Origin of the sequence: Streptomyces sp. NPDC048111 (assembly GCF_043202815.1) — a bacterium.
GTDB lineage: Bacteria > Actinomycetota > Actinomycetes > Streptomycetales > Streptomycetaceae > Streptomyces.
Window position 1 is genome coordinate 1 of sequence record NZ_JBIDBD010000045.1, and the last position, 18,189, is coordinate 18,189.

Consider the following 18,189-nt stretch of genomic DNA (forward strand, 5'->3'; position numbering starts at 1 on the left):
GGTTGGAGGGTGCCTGGCCCTGGGGCTGCGCCCCAGACCCCCTGAGGGGCTCCGCCCCTCGGACCCCGGCGGGGGCTGCGCCCCCTGCACCCCCCTTTCGCGCCTGAACGGCGCTCGTCCTCAAACGCCGGACGGGCTGAGGTGGCCGGTGCGGGCCAGCACCGGTGCTGCTTAGGGGCGCGGGGAACTGCGCGAGTAGCGACCACGGTCCGCAGGCAACCGGGGGTTTGAGGGGCGCGGGGAACTGCGCGAGCCAGGCTGGTCTACACGTGCGGCCCAGCACCAGTCCTGCCAGGGGCGCGGGGAACTGCGCGAGAAGCGACCACGGCCCGCACTCGGCCGAGGGGTTGAGGGGCGCGGGGAACTGCGCAAACCCCGGGCACCCCCAGCATCCCCAGCACCCCGCACCCCCCTCCCGCCCCGGAACTCACCCCTGAGGCCGGGTGGTTATGGTGCGGGCCGCATGGAGTTCCTCGCGGAGGGGGGTCAGGACGGACTCCCCGGGGTCCGTGAGGCGGGCCCGTACCGGGAGCAGGAGCTCGCTGCGGCGCAGGCCGAGGGCCAACTCCCGCAGCTGCGTGGCGATTTCGCGGACCTCGTGGTCCGAGGGGCGCCCCGCGCCGTGATTGACCCGCACCCGCGCCGCCGTCGTCGCGTCCACGATGCGTTCGACGGCCACCACCAGCGGCAGCCAGGCCGCCGCCCGCGCGCCCATGGGGGGCGGCTCGGTCAGGGCGCGCTGGAACTCGCTGCGCACCGTGGACAGGTCGCGGTAGAGCCGGCGCCTGCGGCGGACCCGTTCGGTGCGGTCGTCCTCGGCGCCGAACGCGTACTCCACGTACTCCGCCGACGCCGACACCGCGTCCGCGAGCCGGTCCCCGATCCGGGTGTGCCAGCTCTCGGGCCACAGCAGGTAGCCCGCGACCAGCGCGATCGCACAGCCCATCAGGCTGTCCCACAGGCGCGGCCCGAGCAGGTGGAAGCCCTCGTGGTTGAGGGCGTCCGAGAGCAGCAGGATCACCGGGGTGATGGCCGCCGTCTGGAAGGCGTACCCCTTCGCGGAGAACGCCGGGATCAGCGCCGCGAGCAGCATGATGACCGGCACGTCCCACCAGCCGCGCGGCACCTGCGTGAGCACCCCGGCCGCGATGAGGAGCCCGCCCGCCGTGCCGACGGCCCGCATCAGGGCCCGCGCGAAGACCGAGCCGAAGTCGGGCTTGAGGACGAAGACGATGGTGAGCGCCACCCAGTAGGAGCGCTCCACGGGCACCACCGAGACCAGCACCTGGGCGAGCCCGATGCACAGGGCCAGGCGCAGTCCGTAGCGCCAGGAGGCCCCGGACAGCAGGACGTTGCGGGCCGCGCGCCGCAGACGGATGCGCAGGGCGGCGGGGCGGCCGAGGCGGTCGTCGATGTTGGTCTGGTCGGGGTCGGGGTGGTGGAGCACGGTGAAGGCGTGCCGCAGCGCGGTGTCCAGGGCGTGTTCGGCCGGGGTGGCGGGGGGCGGGAGGTCCGGCGGGGCGAGGTCGTGCTCACCGGCCCGGTGGCCCCGGGCCACCGCGTCGGCCAACTGCCTTACGGCGGCCGGGATTTCAGGGCCCACGCCCCAGCCGCGCAGATGCACCGCGGGCGCCGCCTCCACGAGCGGGATCAGGACGTTGAGCTGGGCCAGCAGGCGCACCAGGTCGCCGCGGCGGCCGTGTTCGCGCACCCGGCGGCCGAGGATCAGGTCGTAGGCGGTGTTGAGGGACGCCGTGACGGCCTGGCGCCTGGCGTCGTAGTCGGGGGTCGCCGCCGCCTCGATCGCGTCGGCGACCGCCCGGTAGCCGCCGGCGACGGCGGCCCGTTCGGGTTCGGTGCGCCGCAGCGGCCAGGCCAGCAGGCTGAGCAGCAGGACCAGCAGGCCGCCGAGGGTGAGCAGCAGCGGCGCCTTCCACCACGGGTGCGGCATGGGCAGGCCCGCCCCGACGACGGCGTTGAGCAGGAGCAGCAGCCCGGACACGGAGGCGACCGCGCCGATCGAGGAGATCATCCCGGACACCAGCGCCACCAGCGTGAGGGCGCCGACCGCGACCCAGCCGTGCCCGAACACGAGGCTGCCGACGGTCACGCCGAGCGCGCCGTAGAGCTGCGGCACGGCGATGTTGAAGATCCGCATCCGGTACGCGTCGGCGGTGTCGCCGATGACACCGCTGAGCGCGCCCATCGAGGCGAGCGCGCCGTAGGCGGCGTGATCGGTCGCGAGGCCCACGGCGAGCGGGGCCGCCAGCGCGACGGCGGCGCGGGCGACGGCCGGCCACGGGATGGGCGCCGAGGTGGGCCGCAACCCGCCGATCAGCCACTCCGGCGGCGCGAGCCGCCCGTTCCGCACACCGTCCCCCGCCCGCTTCTGATCAGCCATGCACCCACGACACCGTAAAAAGATCACTTGGTGCAAACGGGACGGCCAACGCGGCCGTAAATGTTGTCCACAGCCTGTGGATAATTTTTACGAATTCGATCACTCCGAGTCCGGTCACGGCGTCCCCGCCGAGCCGCCGCGTCGTCCCGCCGAGCCGCTCCGGATCATCCCCGACGTGCGCGTTCCGCCCGGTGATGGCGGGCCCGCCGCGCGCGCCGCCCGGTTTTCTCCCCCCGATCGTCGCCCGCCCCGTGCCACCCCGCACCCCGAGGACACGCCCCCGGGCCTGTGGAAAGGTGGACGACGGGTGACGGACGGCGCGCTAGCCTCCGTACAGGGTGAGCCCCACGAGCAGGGCGCGGTGATCGGTGCCGCGCAGGGTGAGGAAGCGGCTGGAGGTGGCCTTGAAGTCGCCGCTCACCAGGACGTGGTCGATCTGCGTGCGCAGCGGTGTGGTGCGGTCGGCCGGCCAGGACCAGGTGCGCGCGTGGCCGGTCAGGCGGGCGCTGTCGTGCAGAGCCCCGGCGTCGAGCACCGAACGGAACAGCGCGTGGTCCTGCGAGGCGTTGAAGTCCCCGGCCAGGATCACCGGCATGCCCTTCGCCGACTTCGCGAACTCCCTTACCCGGCCCATCTCTTGATGCCATTTTCCGTCGTCGCCCGGCAGTGGCGGCGAGGGGTGGGCCAGCTGGACGCGTACGTCACGGCCGCCGATGGTGACCACCGCGCCCGGCATCGCCATCACCGAAGGGATGCGCTGCCCGGGCCGGAGCGGGAAGCGGCTGAGGATCGCCGAGCCCGCCGAGCCGTCCTCCCGCACGACGTCGCGGTAGGGGTAGTCGGCCTTCGGCACCCGGTCGGCCAGCGCGTCGGCGCAACGCAGGCTGCACTCCTGGACGAACACGAGGTCCGGCTGCTCGCGCCGGACGGTGGCGATCAGGTCGTCCGTCGCCCACCCGAACTCGGTGTTGGAGGTGAGCACGGTGAACTCGGCGAGGACCGCGCCCCGGGGCCGGGTCGTCGCGTCCCCGTAGGGCTGGGTGTACCAGCCGGTGACCGCGAGGACCGCGACGCCCCACACCATCCCCGTCCGCCACCGCCCGAGCGCGGCGAGCGCGAGACCGGCGCCGCCCGGCACGAGCAGCCACGGCAGGAAGGCGAGGGCCTGCGGAACCGGGGTGACCCCGTCCGCGTCCGCCACCCGGCAGCCCACCACCGCGCTGACCCCGGCCAGGAGCAGCGCCCCGGTGAGCGCGGAGACCGCCCGCCAGGGGTGCCGGTGGCGCCGGCCGCCCGTCGCGGACTCCGGCACGGTCGTGGTGTCCAGGGTGTCCAACGCGGACCGCCTCCCGCCGGCCGTCGCGGCGGGGGCGCCCGACGAGGCCCCTTCCACCCACCGCTCACGGTGCTCGCATCCTCCCTCAAGGACGGCTGCGCGCCCGGCCCGGTTGCCACCCGCGCCCCGCGAGCCATCCCCCGAGCGCGAGGAGGAGCCCGAGCGCCGCGACCACCCACGAGAGCGTGCTGAGGACGTCGGTGAGCGCGTCGTAGACCGCGCCCGCCGCCGCGGGGTCGGAGTTCGCGGGCAGCCCGTCCAGGGTGCGGGTCCGGCCGAGCGCCACCAGTGCCCGCAGCACCGCCGCGCCGGCCGCGAGCCCGATCCCCACCCCGACGAGCGTGCGGCGCCGCAGCCACCGCAACACGGCACGGGCGGGGCCGGGTTGCGCGGGCCCGGCGGCGGCCGGGTCGGTGGACTCCACCGGAGTCTGGTTCGCGTACGACACGCGTCCACGAAATCCCGGGTTGCCGCCCGGCGCCCGCGGGTGTGGGCTGTATGGGGGACGCGTCGATGTGTCCCGGGCGATGTCTCCCGGGACGAGCGGAAGGAGTGCCGCCATGGCCGCACACGCTTCGGTACCCATGACGAGCCGCCGCGCGGCTCCCCGGCCGAGCAGATCCGTCCTCGCGATCCCCGTCGTGCTCGGCGTGGTCTACGGCATCTGGACCGCCGCCAACCAGCGCAACGACGGCGACACCGGCATCCTCACCGGCGGACAGATCGTCCTCGGCGTCGTGTCCGGCCTGGTCGTGGCAGCCCTCGGTCTGTGCCTCCTGCGCTTCCAGTCCGCACTGCCCCGCGAACTGCGCGCGGCGGCGTACGGGGCGCTCTTCGGCTCGGCGGTCGGCTTCCTGTTCAGCCTGTCCGACCACAGCGTGCTGAAGTCCTGCGGGATGGGGGCGGCGTTCGGCGGAGCGATGCTCCTGGCGTCGTTCTACGTGTTCTACACCCACGAGAAGTGACCGGCCGAGGACGTCCGGCCCTGGGCGCGGGCCCCGGGGCCGGGCTACAGTGAAGCCATGCCGTCCGTGTCGCAGCACCGCATTCCACTCTGCTGGTGGCGCTCCTCCTAGGAGCGGCCCCGACACCCACGCGCGACGTCGTACGACGACAGCGGGCCGTTCATCACTGGACGGCCCTTTTTCGTGCCCTCACCGGATCCGCGGTGGCGCAGCCGTCCAGGCCCGCCCCCACCCCGTCCCACGAGGAGCCCACGATGCCCACGCAGCCCGTTCTCACCGCCGCCCCGGCCACCGTCACCCCGGACACCGCCGCCCCGGCCACAGCCGCCTCGGTCCACAGCGAGCGCGTCCTGACCGGTGACCGCCCCACCGGCCCCCTCCACCTCGGCCACTACTTCGGCACGCTCCACAACCGCGTCCGCCTCCAGAACCAGGGCACGGACCTCTTCCTGGTCATCCCGGACTACCAGGTGCTCACCGACCGCGACGTGGCGGAACACCTGGTGGAACACGTGGAGGGCCTGGTCCTCGACTATCTGGGGGCGGGCGTCGACCCCGCGCGGGCCACGGTCTTCACGCACAGCGCGGTCCCCGCCCTCAACCAGCTCCTGCTGCCGTTCCTGAGTCTGGTCTCGGTCGCCGAACTCGGCCGCAACCCCACGGTGAAGGACGAGATCGCCCACTCCCGCCAGTCGGCCGTCTCGGGCCTGATGTACACCTACCCCGCCCATCAGGCCGCCGACATCCTGTTCTGCAAGGCGACCCTGGTGCCGGTCGGCAAGGACCAGGAGCCGCACCTGGAGCTGACCCGCACCATCGCCCGCCGCTTCAACGAGCGCTACGGCCCGGTCTTCCCCGAGCCGCGCACCCTGCTCTCCCAGGCGCCGCTGCTGCTCGGCACGGACGGCACGAAGATGAGCAAGAGCCGCGCCAACTCCATTGCCCTGAAGGCCACTTCGGACGAGACGGCCCGTCTGATCCGGGGCGCGAAGACGGACCAGGACCGGCGCATCAGCTACGATCCCGCCGCCCGCCCCGAGGTGAGCAACCTCGTGCTGCTCACCGCGCTGTGCCAGGGCCGCGACCCGCACGAGGTGGCCGAGTCCATCGGCGACGGCGGCGCGTCCGCCCTGAAGGCCGCCGCCACCGAGGCGGTCAACACCCACTTCGCGCCGCTGCGGGCCCGGCGCGCGCAGTACGCCCAAGACATGGACTACGTAAGGGAGTTGCTGCGCGCGGGCAACGAGCGGGCGAACGAGGTGGCCGAGCAGACCCTGGCGCAGGTGCGCGCGGCGATGGGCATGTTCCGCTGATCCCGCCGGCGGGTCCGTGCACCGCCCGGCCCGATCGCCAGGGCTTCGTGGCGGTCGGAGAGGGGGCCGTGTTTAGCTGGACGGATGGTGAAGGCTGAACGCAGGCGCGGGGGCGTACGGGCGCGATGGCTGGCGCTGCCGATGGTCGCACTGGTCGCATGGGGGTGCGCGCCCGGCGGCGGCGCCTCGCCGTCGGGGACTCCAAAGGCGTCCCCCTCCGCGTCCCCGGGCGGCTCCGCATCGGGCGCCCCCGCCACCCCGGGCGCCTACGACCCGGCCACGTACGCCCCGCAGGTGCGCAAGTACGCCAAGAGCGCGGGGATCAGCCCCACGCTGCTCATGGCGATCCTCTACAACGAGGACTACAAGCCGCACGACCCCGCGTTCGAGCGCAGCTGGCAGAAGTACAAGCCGGACGCGGCGTTCGGGATCGCCAACATGCACCGGGCCGCGTTCGACCAGACCAAGCGGGGGCGCGACTTCGCGTCCCGCAAGTGGGAGGAGCTGCCCGACGACCGCGCGCTCGCGGTGGAGGCGGCGGCCTGGTACCTCCACGACATGGCGGCGCAGCTGCCCGCGCACCGGGCGGGTTCCTACTCGCGTGACGAGCTGCTGGCGCTCGGCTACAACGCGGGGGCCGGGAACATGGCGGCGTTCGCCCGGGGCGCGAAGACGGGCGCCCAGACCACGGACTACCTGACCCGCCTCCACGCCAACTGGGCCAAGTCCGAGAAGGCCGTGAGCTGACCTGCGGCGTTCACTCGCGTGGCGGAACCTGCGAGCCTCACCTAGCGTGAGGAAGGGGCGATCACCAACCGGAGATCACCGAGGAGCCGGCACATGGGCCGTCACACCAAGGACTCTGTCGAGGTCGGACGCGCCGAGCGCATAGCGGCCGCGTCCGAACAGCTCGCCACCCCCCACGGGCCCCCGTCCACCGCCCCGCCGCCGGACGCCTCCCCGGACGGCGGGGCACCCCCCGGCTCTCCCGGCGCCCACAGCTCCCACACCGGAGCGAAGCACGAGCACCGCTGGCTCGTGCTCGGCGTGATCGCCCTCGCCCAGCTGATGGTGGTCCTGGACGCGACCATCGTGAACATCGCGCTGCCCTCGGCCCAGCAGGACCTCGGCTTCTCCGACGGAAACCGTCAGTGGATCGTCACCGCGTACGCCCTGGCCTTCGGCTCGCTGCTGCTGCTCGGCGGACGCATCGCCGACCTCGTCGGACGCAAGGTCGTCTTCCTGACCGGTCTGGTCGGCTTCGCGCTCGCCTCCGCGATCGGCGGCGCCGCACCCAACTTCGAGATCCTGGTGACCGCCCGCGCCCTCCAGGGAGTCTTCGGCGCGCTGCTCGCCCCGGCCGCGCTCTCGCTGCTCACCACCACGTTCACCGACCCGAAGGAACGCGCCAAGGCGTTCGGCATCTACGGCGCGGTGGCCGGCACCGGCGGCGCGGTGGGCCTGCTGCTCGGCGGCGTGCTCACCGAATACCTCGACTGGCGCTGGTGCCTGTACGTCAACCTGATCTTTGCCGCGCTCGCCTTCCTCGGCGCCCTGCGCCTCCTGCACCCCGGCGCCCCCGCCGACCGCCCCCGGCTCGACATCCCCGGCACCATCCTGGTCTCGGCCGGCCTGTTCTGCATCGTCTACGGATTCTCCAACGCCGAGACGCACGCCTGGAGTTCGGCCCAGACCTGGGGCTTCCTCGCGGCGGGCTGTGTGCTGCTCATCGCCTTCGCCTGGTGGCAGACGAGGGCCAGGCACCCCCTGCTCCCGCTGCGCGTGGTCCTCGACCGGGACCGGGGCGCGTCCTACCTCGCCATGTTCATCTCCGGCGCGGGCATGTTCGGCGTGTTCCTGTTCCTGACGTACTACCTCCAGCAGGTCCTGCACTACTCCCCGGTCAAGACCGGACTCGCCTTCCTGCCCATGGTGTTCGCGATGATCGTGAGTTCCGTCGTCGCCCAGAACAAGATCGTCCCCAAGGTCGGGGCCAAACCGGTCGTGCCGCTCGGCATGGGCCTCGGCGCGGCCGGCCTCGCCTGGATGACGGCTCTGGACGCCACCAGCGGCTACCCCGCCCACGTGCTGCCCCCGCTGCTCGTCATGGGCGTCGGCATGGGACTCATCTTCGCCCCGGCGATGAGCATGGCCACCGCCGGTGTCGCCGCGCACGACGCGGGCGTCGCCTCCGCGATGGTCAACACCAGCCAGCAGGTGGGCGGTTCGATCGGCACGGCCCTGCTCAACACCCTCGCGACGAGCGCCGCCACCAACTACCTGGTGGGCCGCGACCCCACACCCGCGGCCAAGGTCCAGGCGCAGCTCCAGAGTTACTCCACGGCGTACTGGTGGTCCGCCGCGTTCTTCGCGCTCGGCCTGGTGGTGTCGGTGATCCTCTACCGCAAGGGCCCGCCCCGCGCGGCGGCCCCCGCCGAGGGAGCCGTCCACATGTGACCCCCGCGGTACGCGTGGCGCCGAGTGCCGCAGGACATTTGTCCTGCGGCACTCGGGATTCTTCGCTCTGCCGACGACCCCCTCCCGAACGGCAGGATCAGTGATGTCGGCAAGGGCCGGCGGCCACGGGAAAAGGTGAGGGGAACGCCATGAGCGCCACGATCGCGATGCAGACGCCGGTGCAGGCCGACACGAAGGCCGACACCCGGGCGGACGACACGAAGACCGTCGAGGCGGCCGTGCTCCAGGGCCTGCCCACCTGGTACTTCCCGCTCGTCGGCCTCTTCGCCGGCATCTTCGACATCGCCCGGGCCTACCCGGTCCTGTACGCGCTGATCCCGGTCATCGCCATCGTCCAGATCGTGCTCGCCTTCACCGTCCTGAAGGCCCGCATCCGCTACATGAAGTCGCTCTGGAAGAACAAGCGCACCCGGTTCCTCGCGATCGGCCTGGTCGCCGTCCGCTTCGTCATCCGCTACGGCCTGAGCACGGCCGGCCTCGCCCTCGGCGCGGCCACCGGCCGGATCACCCTCGGCATCGTCATGGCCGTCATCGGCACCGCGCTGGCCTGGGGCGACCAGTGGCTCATCCTGCGCACCCTGCGCCACACCCAGGCCGCCCAGGCCAAGGCCGCCTGATCCCGGGCCGGGGTCACTTCCCCGGCGCCAGGATGCCCCGGTCCTCCATGAAGAGCAGCAGGTGCCCGCACTCCCGGCACCCCAGGGCCGTCACGTAGCTCTTGCTCGCGAACATCTTGTCCGGCCGGAAGAACTTCACCACGAAGTGCGAATTGGGGGCGTTGGTCATGCGCAGTTCGACGGACTCAAGGGCCCCCGCGCACAACGGACATGCCTGCGGTACCACCGGTGGGAGGTTCGGGATCGCCATGGGGCGACCCTACGCACCGGCCCTTCAGGCCCCCTTGACCGCACCCACGAACCGCGTCCACGCGAGGGCATCCACGAGCAGGACGGGGCCGCTGGGGACCTTGCTGTCCCGCACGGGGACGACGTCCCCGAACCCGTCGGCCACCTCGACGCAGTTCCCGCCCTCGGCATTGCTGTACGAGGACTTCCGCCAAGCGCCCTCCGCCACTTCCACGCAGTTTCCGCCGTCCGCGTTGCTGTAGGACGACTTCCGCCAGCAGGCGTTGCCCAGTGAGCGCGTTGTGTTCATGCTGCGAAGTCCTCCATCGCCGCCCGGATTGTGGCCAGGGACGCCTCCGGCGAGAGTGCAGCGGCCCTTCCCAGATCGTAAGTCTTCAGGTGACTAGCGACCAGGGCCGGAGTGTCCAACAGCCGTCCTGAGTGCACTGATTCGGTATAGACGACAGGCGGCGCGTCAAGGAAGGACATCACCTTGAACGGCGCGTCCATGAGGGGATGGGCTCCGTCGGCGGACGGGACCACTTGAACCATGATCCGGTGTCGTGCGATGAGGCCCGCTATGTGTGCGAGCTGCGCATGCATGGTCTCTCTCCCACCGACCGCTACGCGAAGCGCGGCCTCGTGGAGGATGAACCAAACCTCAGGCCGCTCAGGGTCTTCCAGAAGCTGCGCCCGACCTTGTCGCGTCGCGACGTTGTTTTCGACGAACTCGTTGGTGGCGCACGGTCGTGAAGCGCGGACGAGGGCCCGGGTGTACCCGGAGGTCTGAAGCAGCCCGGGCACGATCAGGGGCGCGTACTCGCAGATGGACGAGGCCATGGACTCAAGCTCTGCCGCGAGCTGGAAATACTCCGCATGCTGCGAAGCCTGCTCCATCGCCTCGCACATGCGGGTCAGGATCCCGTCGGTGTGCAGCGCGGCATCGAGGAGCTTGGCCATCTCCTTGGGTGGGCGCCGGGTCGCGGACTCCATCTGGCCGATGTACGTGCCCGAGCAGAAGACGAGCGCTCCCAGCTCGTCCTGGGACAGCCCGGCCTCCTCGCGCTTGCGGCGCAGCTCGGTGCCGTAGAACGCGCGGGGTGAGTCCCACGGGTTGAGGTCCTTGGGTCGCATCGCGGACAACTCCCTTGCACGGCGCAGGCGTTGTGGGGACAGGGCGTTCCGGGCACCACCATAGACGCGTACGGTGACGTGGCGCACACGGAACGTAAAATCACCCGTGCGGCGCAGGCCGGTGCGGCACGGTGGGGGATATGCGGCGTTGCGGATACTTTCCTGAGCTATGGGAGTTTCGAGCGCCGCCAAGCGCATGCTGGTCGGAAGGCCGCTGGACACGAGCCGGCTGGGGGAGACGCTGCTGCCCAAGCGGCTGGCGCTGCCGATCTTCTGCAGCGACCCGCTGTCGTCCGTGGCGTACGCCACCGAGGAGATCCTGCTGATCCTTGCCCTCGGCGGGGCGAGCCTGCTGCACCTGGCCTGGTACGCGGCGGCGGCGATCGTCTTCCTGCTGGTCGTGGTGATCGCCTCGTACCGGCAGACGTGCCACGCGTACCCGGGCGGCGGCGGGGCGTACGTGGTGAGCGCGGAGAACCTGGGGCCGACCGCCGCGCTGACGGCGGCGAGCGCGCTGCTGGTGGACTACGTGCTGACCGTGGCGGTGTCCGTGGTGTCCGGGGTCGCCGCGATCACTTCGGCGGTGCCCTCGCTCGCACACCACCAAGTCGCCCTGTCCGTGGGGTTCGTGGTGGTGCTGACGGTGATGAACCTGCGCGGGGTGCGCGAGTCGGGGCGGATCTTCGCCATTCCGACGTACGGGTTCGTGTGCGTCATCTATCTGATGTTCGCGTTCGCGGCGGTGCGCCTGGCCACCGGCGACACGATCCGCGCCGAGTCGGCGTCGCTGCCCATCCACGCGGCCGGCCAGTACGCCGGGATCGCGGTGGTGCTGCTGGCGCTGCGCGCGTTCGCCTCGGGGTGCACGGCCCTGACGGGCGTGGAGGCGATCAGCAACGGCGTGCCCGCCTTCCGCAGGCCCAAGAGCCGCAACGCGGCCAACACGCTGGCCGCGATGGGGGTGCTGTCGGTGACCATGTTCGCGGGGATCACGGTCCTCGCCATGGTCTACCACGTCCATGTGGCCGCCGATCCGACGGAGTTGGGGCTGCCCGCCGGGACCTCGACCCCCACCGCGCTGGCGCAGATCGCGCGTGCCTCCTTCGGCGGGGCGGACCTGCTGTTCTATCTGGTGCAGGCGTTCACGGCGGGCGTCCTGGTGCTGGCCGCCAACACCGCGTTCAACGGCTTCCCGATGCTCGCCTCGATCCTGGCCCGCGACCGGTACGCGCCGCGCCAGCTCTACACCCGGGGCGACCGGCTGGTGTACTCCAACGGCGTCGTGCTGCTCGCGCTCGCCGCCGTCGCGCTGATCGTGGCGTTCGACGCGGAGCTCACCCGGCTGATCCAGCTCTACATCATCGGCGTCTTCGTCTCGTTCACGCTGTCGCAGGCCGGGATGGTCAAGCACTGGCGCAAGGTGCTCGCCACGGACGAGGGCCGGGCCGCCCGGCGCCACATCCACCGCTCGCTCACCATCAACGCGGTGGGCGCGACACTGACCGGACTCGTCCTGGTGATCGTCCTGATCACCAAGTTCACGCACGGCGCGTGGCTCGTCATCATCGCGATGCCGCTGCTCTTCTTCGGCATGAAGGGGGTGCGCCGGCACTACGACGAGGTGGCGCGCGAGGTCGCCGTCGCGCCGGACGCCACCCCGCACCGGCCGCCCAGGCACCACGCGTTCGTCCTGGTCTCCAGCGTGCACGCGCCCACGCTCAAGGCGATCGGCTACGCCCAGGCGCTGCGGCCCGACACCCTGACCGCGCTCACCGCCGCCGCCGACGAGGACGCGGGGCGGCTGCGCGAACAGTGGGCCGCGCACGACCTCGGCGTACCGCTGGTGATCATCGACTCGCCGTACCGCGAGGTGGTGGCGCCGGTGCTGGCCCATGTGAAGGAGACGGCGGACCGGGATCCGGGGGCGATGGTGTCGGTGGTGATCCCGGAGTTCATCGTCGGCCACTGGTGGGAGCAGCCGCTGCACAACCAGAACGCGCTGCGGCTCAAGGCCCGGCTGCTGTTCATGTCGTCGGTGACCGTCATCGACGTGCCCTACCGGCTCCAGTCCGCGCGCGCGGACAAGAGGTGACCGGGGCGCCGCCGTTGCTCTATCCTCCGCCCGTCCGCCGGACCGGGGGCCGGCCCGCGGGCGGGCACGGCCGGGGGCGGGTTCCGGCCGCGGGACCGTTCGGGACGGGCCGGGCCCCTGGCTGGGCAGCCACCCATGTGGTACGCCATGCGGACCATCGAGAGGAAGACCGATGCGGTGCACGAACTGCGTACAACAGATGACGAAGACACAGGACGGCTGGTGGATCTGCTATCCCTGCGGGACGTCCCAGCCTGCGTAGACGCGGCTGACCCGGCCTGCCCCCGGTGTGCGGCTGATCTCACCCGGTCACGTGGCGACTGGCGCACGTGTCCCGCCTGTGAGTACGAGATGGACGTCGGTGCCGTCCACCTCTATCAGCTCCTGTCAGCCGCGTTCGAGGCACGACCGAAGGAGTTCTTCGAGTGGGTGCAAAGCCGGAGGGACAGGCTCCGCGCAGACGAACCGATCTGGCGGCGCCGACGGTGACCCGCCGGCGCCGCCACCCCCGCGCTCCGTAGGGACGCCACCGCCGGGTGCGGGGTTGGGGGGTGCCGACCTCTTGCGAGTTGGTCCAGACCAATGCCAGGGTGCCAAGTACCGCTGGACGAGGGCGAGTTGCCGCGCCCGTATTCGTCATGCCCACCCGCACCCCCACCACCAAGGAGCCCCCCATGTCCGCTCGGCGCACCACTGCCTCCGTGGGTGTCCTCGGGGCCACCGCCCTGGCGCTCCTCGCCGTCTCCCCCGGGCCCGCCTCCGCGCACGGCGCCATGTTCAACCCGGTCAGCCGGCTCGCGGCCTGCTACGCCGAGGGGCCCGAGCACCCCGTCTCGCAGGTCTGCAAGGACCTCGTCGCCGACTCCGGCACCCAGCCGCTCTACGACTGGAACGAGGTCAACATCGCCAACGCCAACGGCCAGTCGCGCCAGCTGATCCCCGACGGCAAGCTGTGCTCGGCGAACCGGGACAAGTACCGGGCGCTGGACTGGGCCCGCACCGACTGGCCCTCCACCAGCGTCGCGGCCGGGCCGTTCGCCTTCAAGTTCCGTGCCACGGCGGCCCATTCGGGCACGATGACGGTCTACATCACCAAGCAGGGCTTCGATGCGACGAAGCCCCTGAAGTGGTCCGACCTGGACGACACCCCCGTGGTCACCTACCGCACGGCCCGGACCGCCACCGACGGCTACTACAACTTCACCGGTACGCTCCCGGCCCGCACCGGACGGCACATCATCTACAAGGTCTGGCAGCGCGACGACAGCCCGGAGGCGTTCTACAGCTGCTCCGACGTGGTGTACGGCGGCGCCGCCCAGGCCGCCGCGGCGCCCACCGAGCAGAAGATCACCGCGGGCGCCGCCCACTCCACGGTGAGCCACCACGGCCACGGCGGCGACCCCGCGCCCGCCGCCCCGGCCGCATCGGCCACCACCCCCGCCGGCACCTCGGCGGCCCCGCAGGCCCTGGCCGCCGTCTCCACCGCGGGCGTGGCAGCGGGCGGCTTCGCCCTGCTGCGCCGCCGCCGCCACTGACCGCCGGGGGTTAGGGGGCGCAGGGAACTGCGCGAGAAGCGACCACGGTCCGCAGCCGACAGGGGGTTGGGGGCGCGGGGAACTGCGCGAGAAGGGGGACAGTAGAGTGCGGCTTCCGGCCCGCTCCGCATCCCCGAGGTACTCGTGAACCCCACCCCCCACCCCGACCTCACCGTCGTAGGCATCGGGGCCGATGGCTGGTCGGGGCTCCCGGAGACGGCCCGGGAGGCGTTCCGCGGCGCCGAGGTCGTCCTCGGCGGGCCCCGGCAGCTGGCCCTGCTGCCCGAGGAGTGCCGCGCGCAGCGCATCCCGTGGCCCTCGCCCCTGCGGGCCGCGCTGCCCGGCCTGCTCACGGCGTACAGCGGTCGCCGCATCGTCGTCGCGGCCAGCGGCGACCCCATGTTCTACGGGATCGGCCGCACGCTCACCGAGGTGCTGGGCACCCCGCCCCGCGTCCTGCCGCACCCCTCCTCCGTCTCCTACGCCTGCGCGCGCCTGGGCTGGGGCGTCGAGGACACCGAGGTCGTCACGCTCGTGGGCCGGCCCGCCGCCCGGCTCGCCGCCGCCCTGCACGACGGGCGCCGGATCCTCGTGCTCAGCGCCGGCGCCGGCACGCCCGCCGAGGTCGCCGCACTGCTGCGTGCGCGCGGGTTCGGGGCCAGCCGGATGCGGGTGCTCGAACAGCTCGGGTCGCCCGACGGCGAGCGGTGCGTGGAGGGGGCCGCCGAGGGCTGGGAGGCTCCGGCCGGCGACGCGCTCAACGTCGTCGCGGTCGAGTGCCGCCGCGATCCGGGCACCGTGCGCCTCGGCGCCGTCCCCGGCCTGCCCGACGAGGCGTACGAGCACGACGGCCAGCTCACCAAGCGCCACGTCCGCGCCGCCACCCTCGCCGCGCTCGCGCCCGCCCCCGGCGAACTGCTGTGGGACATCGGCGGCGGCTCCGGGTCCATCGGGATCGAGTGGATGCGCACGCACCCCTCGTGCGGGGCGGTCGCCGTGGAGCGGGACGCGGTGCGGGCCGGGCGCATCACCGCCAACGCCGAGCGGCTCGGGGTGCCGGGGCTGCGCGTCGTCACCGGCGCCGCACCCGGCGTCCTCGCCCAACTCCCGGCGCCCGACGCCGTGTTCATCGGTGGCGGGCTCACCGCGGCCGGGCTCCTCGACGCGTGCTGGCAGGCGCTTGCGCCCGGCGGGCGCCTGGTCGCCAACACCGTCACCCTCGAATCGGAGGCGCTGCTCGCCCAGTGGTACCGGCGCCACGGCGGTGAACTCGTCCGCCTGGCCGTCGCGCACGCCGTGCCGGTCGGCACCTTCACGGGCTGGCGCCAGGCCATGCCGGTCACCCAGTGGGCGGTGGTCAAGACCGGGCCCGCTCCCCTCAACCCCCTTACAGGAGACGACAGATGACCGTGTACTTCATCGGCGCGGGGCCCGGTGCCGCCGACCTGATCACGGTGCGCGGCGCCCGGACGCTCGCCTCCTGCCGGGTCTGCCTCTACGCGGGCAGCCTCGTGCCGCGCGAACTGCTCGCCGAATGCCCCGAGGACGCACGGCTGGTGGACACCGCACAGCTCAACCTCGATGAGATCACCGGCGAGTTGGTGCGTGCGCACGAGGCCGGGCACGACGTGGCGCGGCTGCACTCCGGCGACCCGTCGGTGTTCAGCGCCGTCGCCGAGCAGATGCGCCGCCTGGACGCGGCGGGGGTGCCCTACGAGGTCGTGCCGGGCGTGCCCGCGTTCGCCGCCGCCGCCGCCGCGCTCAAGCGGGAACTCACCGTGCCCACCGTCGGCCAGACCGTCATCCTGACCCGGATCGCCCAGCGCGCCACCGCCATGCCCGAGGGCGAGGACCTCGCGACGCTGGGACGCAGCGGCGCCCTGCTCGTGCTGCACCTGGCGGCCGGATATGTGGACCGCGTCGTCGAGGAACTCCTGCCGCACTACGGCGCCGACTGCCCCACCGCCGTCGTCGCGTTCGCCTCGCGGCCCGAGGAGGTCGTGCTGCGCGGCACCCTGTCGGACATCGCGGCGCAGGTGAAGGAGGCCGGGATCGTGCGGACCGCCGTCATCCTGGTGGGCCGCACGCTCGGCGCCGCCGAGTTCCGCGACAGCCACCTGTACTCGGCCGACCGCCACCGCTGCTAGGGCGTGCCGCCGCGGCCGCGCCGCACCGCGGCCGTCACCGTCACGGCCCGGCCGGGCTGCTGCGGCCCACCACCGTGCCCGCCCGGTCGATGCAGATCACGTCCACGGTCACCGGGGCGCCGCGCAGCACCGACAGCGCCTCGTCCCGGGCCCGCGCCGCCACCAGATCGCCCAGGCGCACCCCGGCCGCCGTGCACAACTGGAGTGCGGCGAGGCCCGTGTTGGCGTCGGCGACCTCCGCCGCGAGGGCCTCGCTCGCCCCGCCCGCGCGGGCCAGCTCCGCCAGGAACGGCTTGTCCACCTGCGAGCGCGCCGAATGCAGGTCCAGATGGCCCGCCGCCAGCTTGGACAGCTTCGCGAAGCCGCCGCAGACGGTGAGGCGGTCCACCGGATGACGGCGTACGTACTTGAGGACCGCGCCCGCGAAGTCGCCCATGTCGAGCAGCGCGTCCTCGGGCAGCCCGTACTCGGCCATGACCGTCTTCTCCGACGTCGAGCCCGTGCAGCCCGCCACATGGGTGCGGCCCGCGGCCCGCGCCACGTCGACCCCGCGCCGGATGGAGTCGATCCACGCCGAGCACGAGTACGGCACCACGATGCCGGTGGTGCCCAGGATGGACAGGCCGCCCAGGATGCCGAGCCGGGGGTTCCACGTCGAGCGGGCGATCTCGGCGCCGTGGTCCACGGAGATCGTGATCTCCACGTCGGCGTCCGTGCCGTGCCGCCCGGCCACCAGCGCCACGTGGTCGCACATCATCCGGCGCGGCACCGGATTGATCGCCGGCTCGCCCACCGCCAGCGGCAGCCCGGGCCGGGTGACGGTGCCCACGCCCTCGCCCGCCCGGAACACCACGCCCGAGCCGGGCGGCAGCCGCCGTACCGTCGAGCGGATCAGGGCGCCGTGCGTCACGTCCGGGTCGTCGCCCGCGTCCTTCACCACGGCCGCCATCGCCTGCCCGCCGGACAGCTCCTCGGCGGCCAGCGCGAACGACGGGGTCTGGCCGCGCGGCAGCGTGATCGTCACCGGGTCGGGGAAGTCGCCGGCGAGCAGCGCGGTGTACGCGGCCGTCGTGGCCGCCGTCGCACAGGCACCGGTCGTCCAGCCGGGGCGCAGACCCGTGTGCTTGAGTTGGGCACCGCGCGCGCCCTTGGGCTCATTCATCGTCGGCCTCACTCACGAACGGAACCGGATCCTGTGCACGTCTTGATTCTGGGGGGTACGGGCGAGGCCCGTCGGCTCGCGGGGCTGCTCCACGAGGCCCAGGTCCCCGGGGCGCGGGTGACCAGCTCGCTCGCGGGACGCGTCGCGGCGCCCCGGCTGCCCGCGGGCGAGGTCCGTATCGGCGGGTTCGGCGGTGCCGACGGGCTCGCCGACTGGCTGCGCACGCACGCGGTGGACGCGCTCATCGACGCCACCCACCCCTTCGCCCGGACGATCAGTTTCAACGCGGCGGCGGCCGCGGCCCTGGCCCATGTTCCCCTGCTCGCGCTGCGCCGGCCCGGCTGGGCTGCCGGACCCGGCGACGACTGGCACGCGGCCGGCTCCCTGGAGGAGGCCGCGGCCCTGCTGCCGGAAATCGGCCGCCGCGTCTTCCTGACCACCGGACGCATGGGCCTCGCCGCCTTCGCCCCGCTCGACGCCCTGTGGTTCCTGATGCGGTCCGTGGACGCGCCCGAGCCGCCCTTCCCGGCGCGCATGGAGGTGCTGCTCGACCGGGGGCCCTTCACGCTGGAGGGGGAGCGGGAGGTGCTGCGCGCCCATGCCGTCGACGTCCTGGTCACCAAGGACAGCGGCGGGGCCGCCACCGCGCCCAAGCTCACCGCCGCCCGCGAGGCCCGGATTCCCGTCGTCGTGGTGCGGCGCCCGCCGGTGCCGGACGGCGTGGAGGTGGCGGCCACCCCCGAGGAGGCGGCCGCCTGGGTGCGCGGGCTCCGCGGGTAGC

At 73.0% G+C, this 18,189-nt stretch carries 17 protein-coding genes; 10 read left to right on the top strand and 7 right to left on the bottom strand.

Going from position 1 to position 18,189, the window contains the following annotated elements; genetic code table 11:
* Positions 1-427: 427 nt before the first annotated feature.
* From ACGF3I_RS33620 to ACGF3I_RS33630, 3 genes are all read right to left on the bottom strand, one after another.
* Positions 428-2,401, bottom strand: coding sequence for an FUSC family protein (locus ACGF3I_RS33620; protein WP_393138830.1), 1,974 nt, complete (start codon positions 2,399-2,401; stop codon positions 428-430).
* A gap of 322 nt (positions 2,402-2,723) precedes the next feature.
* Positions 2,724-3,728: an endonuclease/exonuclease/phosphatase family protein gene (locus ACGF3I_RS33625; protein ID WP_393138877.1), complete on the bottom strand. Its 1,005-nt coding sequence runs from the start codon at positions 3,726-3,728 to the stop codon at positions 2,724-2,726.
* Positions 3,729-3,822: 94 nt separating this feature from the next.
* Entirely contained in the window at positions 3,823-4,185 is a 363-nt protein-coding gene (locus ACGF3I_RS33630; RefSeq protein WP_393138832.1) for a hypothetical protein, read from the bottom strand.
* Positions 4,186-4,297: 112 nt separating this feature from the next.
* Here ACGF3I_RS33630 and ACGF3I_RS33635 point away from each other — a divergent pair, with 112 nt between their 5' ends.
* The 5 genes from ACGF3I_RS33635 to ACGF3I_RS33655 all read left to right on the top strand — a co-directional run bounded on the left by ACGF3I_RS33635 (position 4,298) and on the right by ACGF3I_RS33655 (position 9,110).
* Positions 4,298-4,702 (top strand): hypothetical protein, encoded by a 405-nt coding sequence (locus ACGF3I_RS33635; protein ID WP_393138835.1) that lies wholly within the window; start codon positions 4,298-4,300, stop codon positions 4,700-4,702.
* 254 nt (positions 4,703-4,956) lie between these two features.
* Positions 4,957-6,015, top strand: coding sequence for a tryptophan--tRNA ligase (gene trpS, locus ACGF3I_RS33640; RefSeq protein ID WP_393138836.1), 1,059 nt, complete (start codon positions 4,957-4,959; stop codon positions 6,013-6,015).
* An 84-nt stretch (positions 6,016-6,099) separates the two neighbouring features.
* The gene (locus ACGF3I_RS33645; RefSeq protein WP_393138838.1) at positions 6,100-6,762 is read left to right on the top strand and encodes a transglycosylase SLT domain-containing protein; all 663 of its coding nucleotides are present in this window, start codon (positions 6,100-6,102) and stop codon (positions 6,760-6,762) included.
* Positions 6,763-6,855: 93 nt separating this feature from the next.
* Positions 6,856-8,472, top strand: coding sequence for an MFS transporter (locus ACGF3I_RS33650; protein ID WP_393138840.1), 1,617 nt, complete (start codon positions 6,856-6,858; stop codon positions 8,470-8,472).
* A gap of 149 nt (positions 8,473-8,621) precedes the next feature.
* On the top strand, positions 8,622-9,110 hold the full coding sequence (locus ACGF3I_RS33655; protein ID WP_393138842.1) for a hypothetical protein: 489 nt from the start codon (positions 8,622-8,624) through the stop codon (positions 9,108-9,110).
* 13 nt (positions 9,111-9,123) lie between these two features.
* On the opposite strand, the gene ACGF3I_RS33660 is transcribed toward ACGF3I_RS33655, so the two are convergent.
* From ACGF3I_RS33660 to ACGF3I_RS33670, 3 genes are read right to left on the bottom strand one after another with little or no spacing between them, the layout of a single operon-like run.
* On the bottom strand, positions 9,124-9,360 hold the full coding sequence (locus ACGF3I_RS33660) for a hypothetical protein (RefSeq protein ID WP_393138844.1): 237 nt from the start codon (positions 9,358-9,360) through the stop codon (positions 9,124-9,126).
* 24 nt (positions 9,361-9,384) lie between these two features.
* Positions 9,385-9,648, bottom strand: a complete 264-nt coding sequence (locus ACGF3I_RS33665) for a DUF397 domain-containing protein (RefSeq protein WP_393138846.1) — start codon at positions 9,646-9,648, stop codon at positions 9,385-9,387.
* Positions 9,645-10,472 carry a helix-turn-helix domain-containing protein gene (locus ACGF3I_RS33670; protein ID WP_393138848.1) on the bottom strand — a complete coding sequence of 276 codons (828 nt, stop codon included), beginning with the start codon at positions 10,470-10,472 and terminating at the stop codon, positions 9,645-9,647. The genes ACGF3I_RS33665 and ACGF3I_RS33670 overlap by 4 nt, the downstream gene beginning before the upstream one ends.
* A 169-nt stretch (positions 10,473-10,641) precedes the next feature.
* On the opposite strand from ACGF3I_RS33670, the gene ACGF3I_RS33675 reads away from it, so the two are divergent.
* From ACGF3I_RS33675 to cobM, 4 genes are all read left to right on the top strand, one after another.
* Positions 10,642-12,564 carry an APC family permease gene (locus ACGF3I_RS33675; protein WP_393138850.1) on the top strand — a complete coding sequence of 641 codons (1,923 nt, stop codon included), beginning with the start codon at positions 10,642-10,644 and terminating at the stop codon, positions 12,562-12,564.
* A 674-nt stretch (positions 12,565-13,238) separates the two neighbouring features.
* On the top strand, positions 13,239-14,099 hold the full coding sequence (locus ACGF3I_RS33680; protein ID WP_393138852.1) for a lytic polysaccharide monooxygenase: 861 nt from the start codon (positions 13,239-13,241) through the stop codon (positions 14,097-14,099).
* Between the two features lie 144 nt (positions 14,100-14,243).
* Entirely contained in the window at positions 14,244-15,506 is a 1,263-nt protein-coding gene (cbiE, locus tag ACGF3I_RS33685) for a precorrin-6y C5,15-methyltransferase (decarboxylating) subunit CbiE (RefSeq protein WP_393138854.1), read from the top strand.
* On the top strand, positions 15,503-16,246 hold the full coding sequence (gene cobM, locus ACGF3I_RS33690) for a precorrin-4 C(11)-methyltransferase (RefSeq protein WP_393138856.1): 744 nt from the start codon (positions 15,503-15,505) through the stop codon (positions 16,244-16,246). Before cbiE ends, cobM begins: the two co-directional genes overlap by 4 nt.
* 40 nt (positions 16,247-16,286) lie before the next feature.
* Here cobM and ACGF3I_RS33695 read toward each other — a convergent pair whose 3' ends face one another.
* Complete coding sequence (locus ACGF3I_RS33695) at positions 16,287-17,408, bottom strand: cobalt-precorrin-5B (C(1))-methyltransferase (protein ID WP_393138858.1); 1,122 nt, start codon at positions 17,406-17,408, stop codon at positions 16,287-16,289.
* 33 nt (positions 17,409-17,441) lie between these two features.
* On the opposite strand from ACGF3I_RS33695, the gene ACGF3I_RS33700 reads away from it, so the two are divergent.
* Positions 17,442-18,188, top strand: a complete 747-nt coding sequence (locus tag ACGF3I_RS33700; protein ID WP_393138860.1) for a cobalt-precorrin-6A reductase — start codon at positions 17,442-17,444, stop codon at positions 18,186-18,188.
* The last annotated feature ends 1 nt before the right edge of the window (position 18,189 follow it).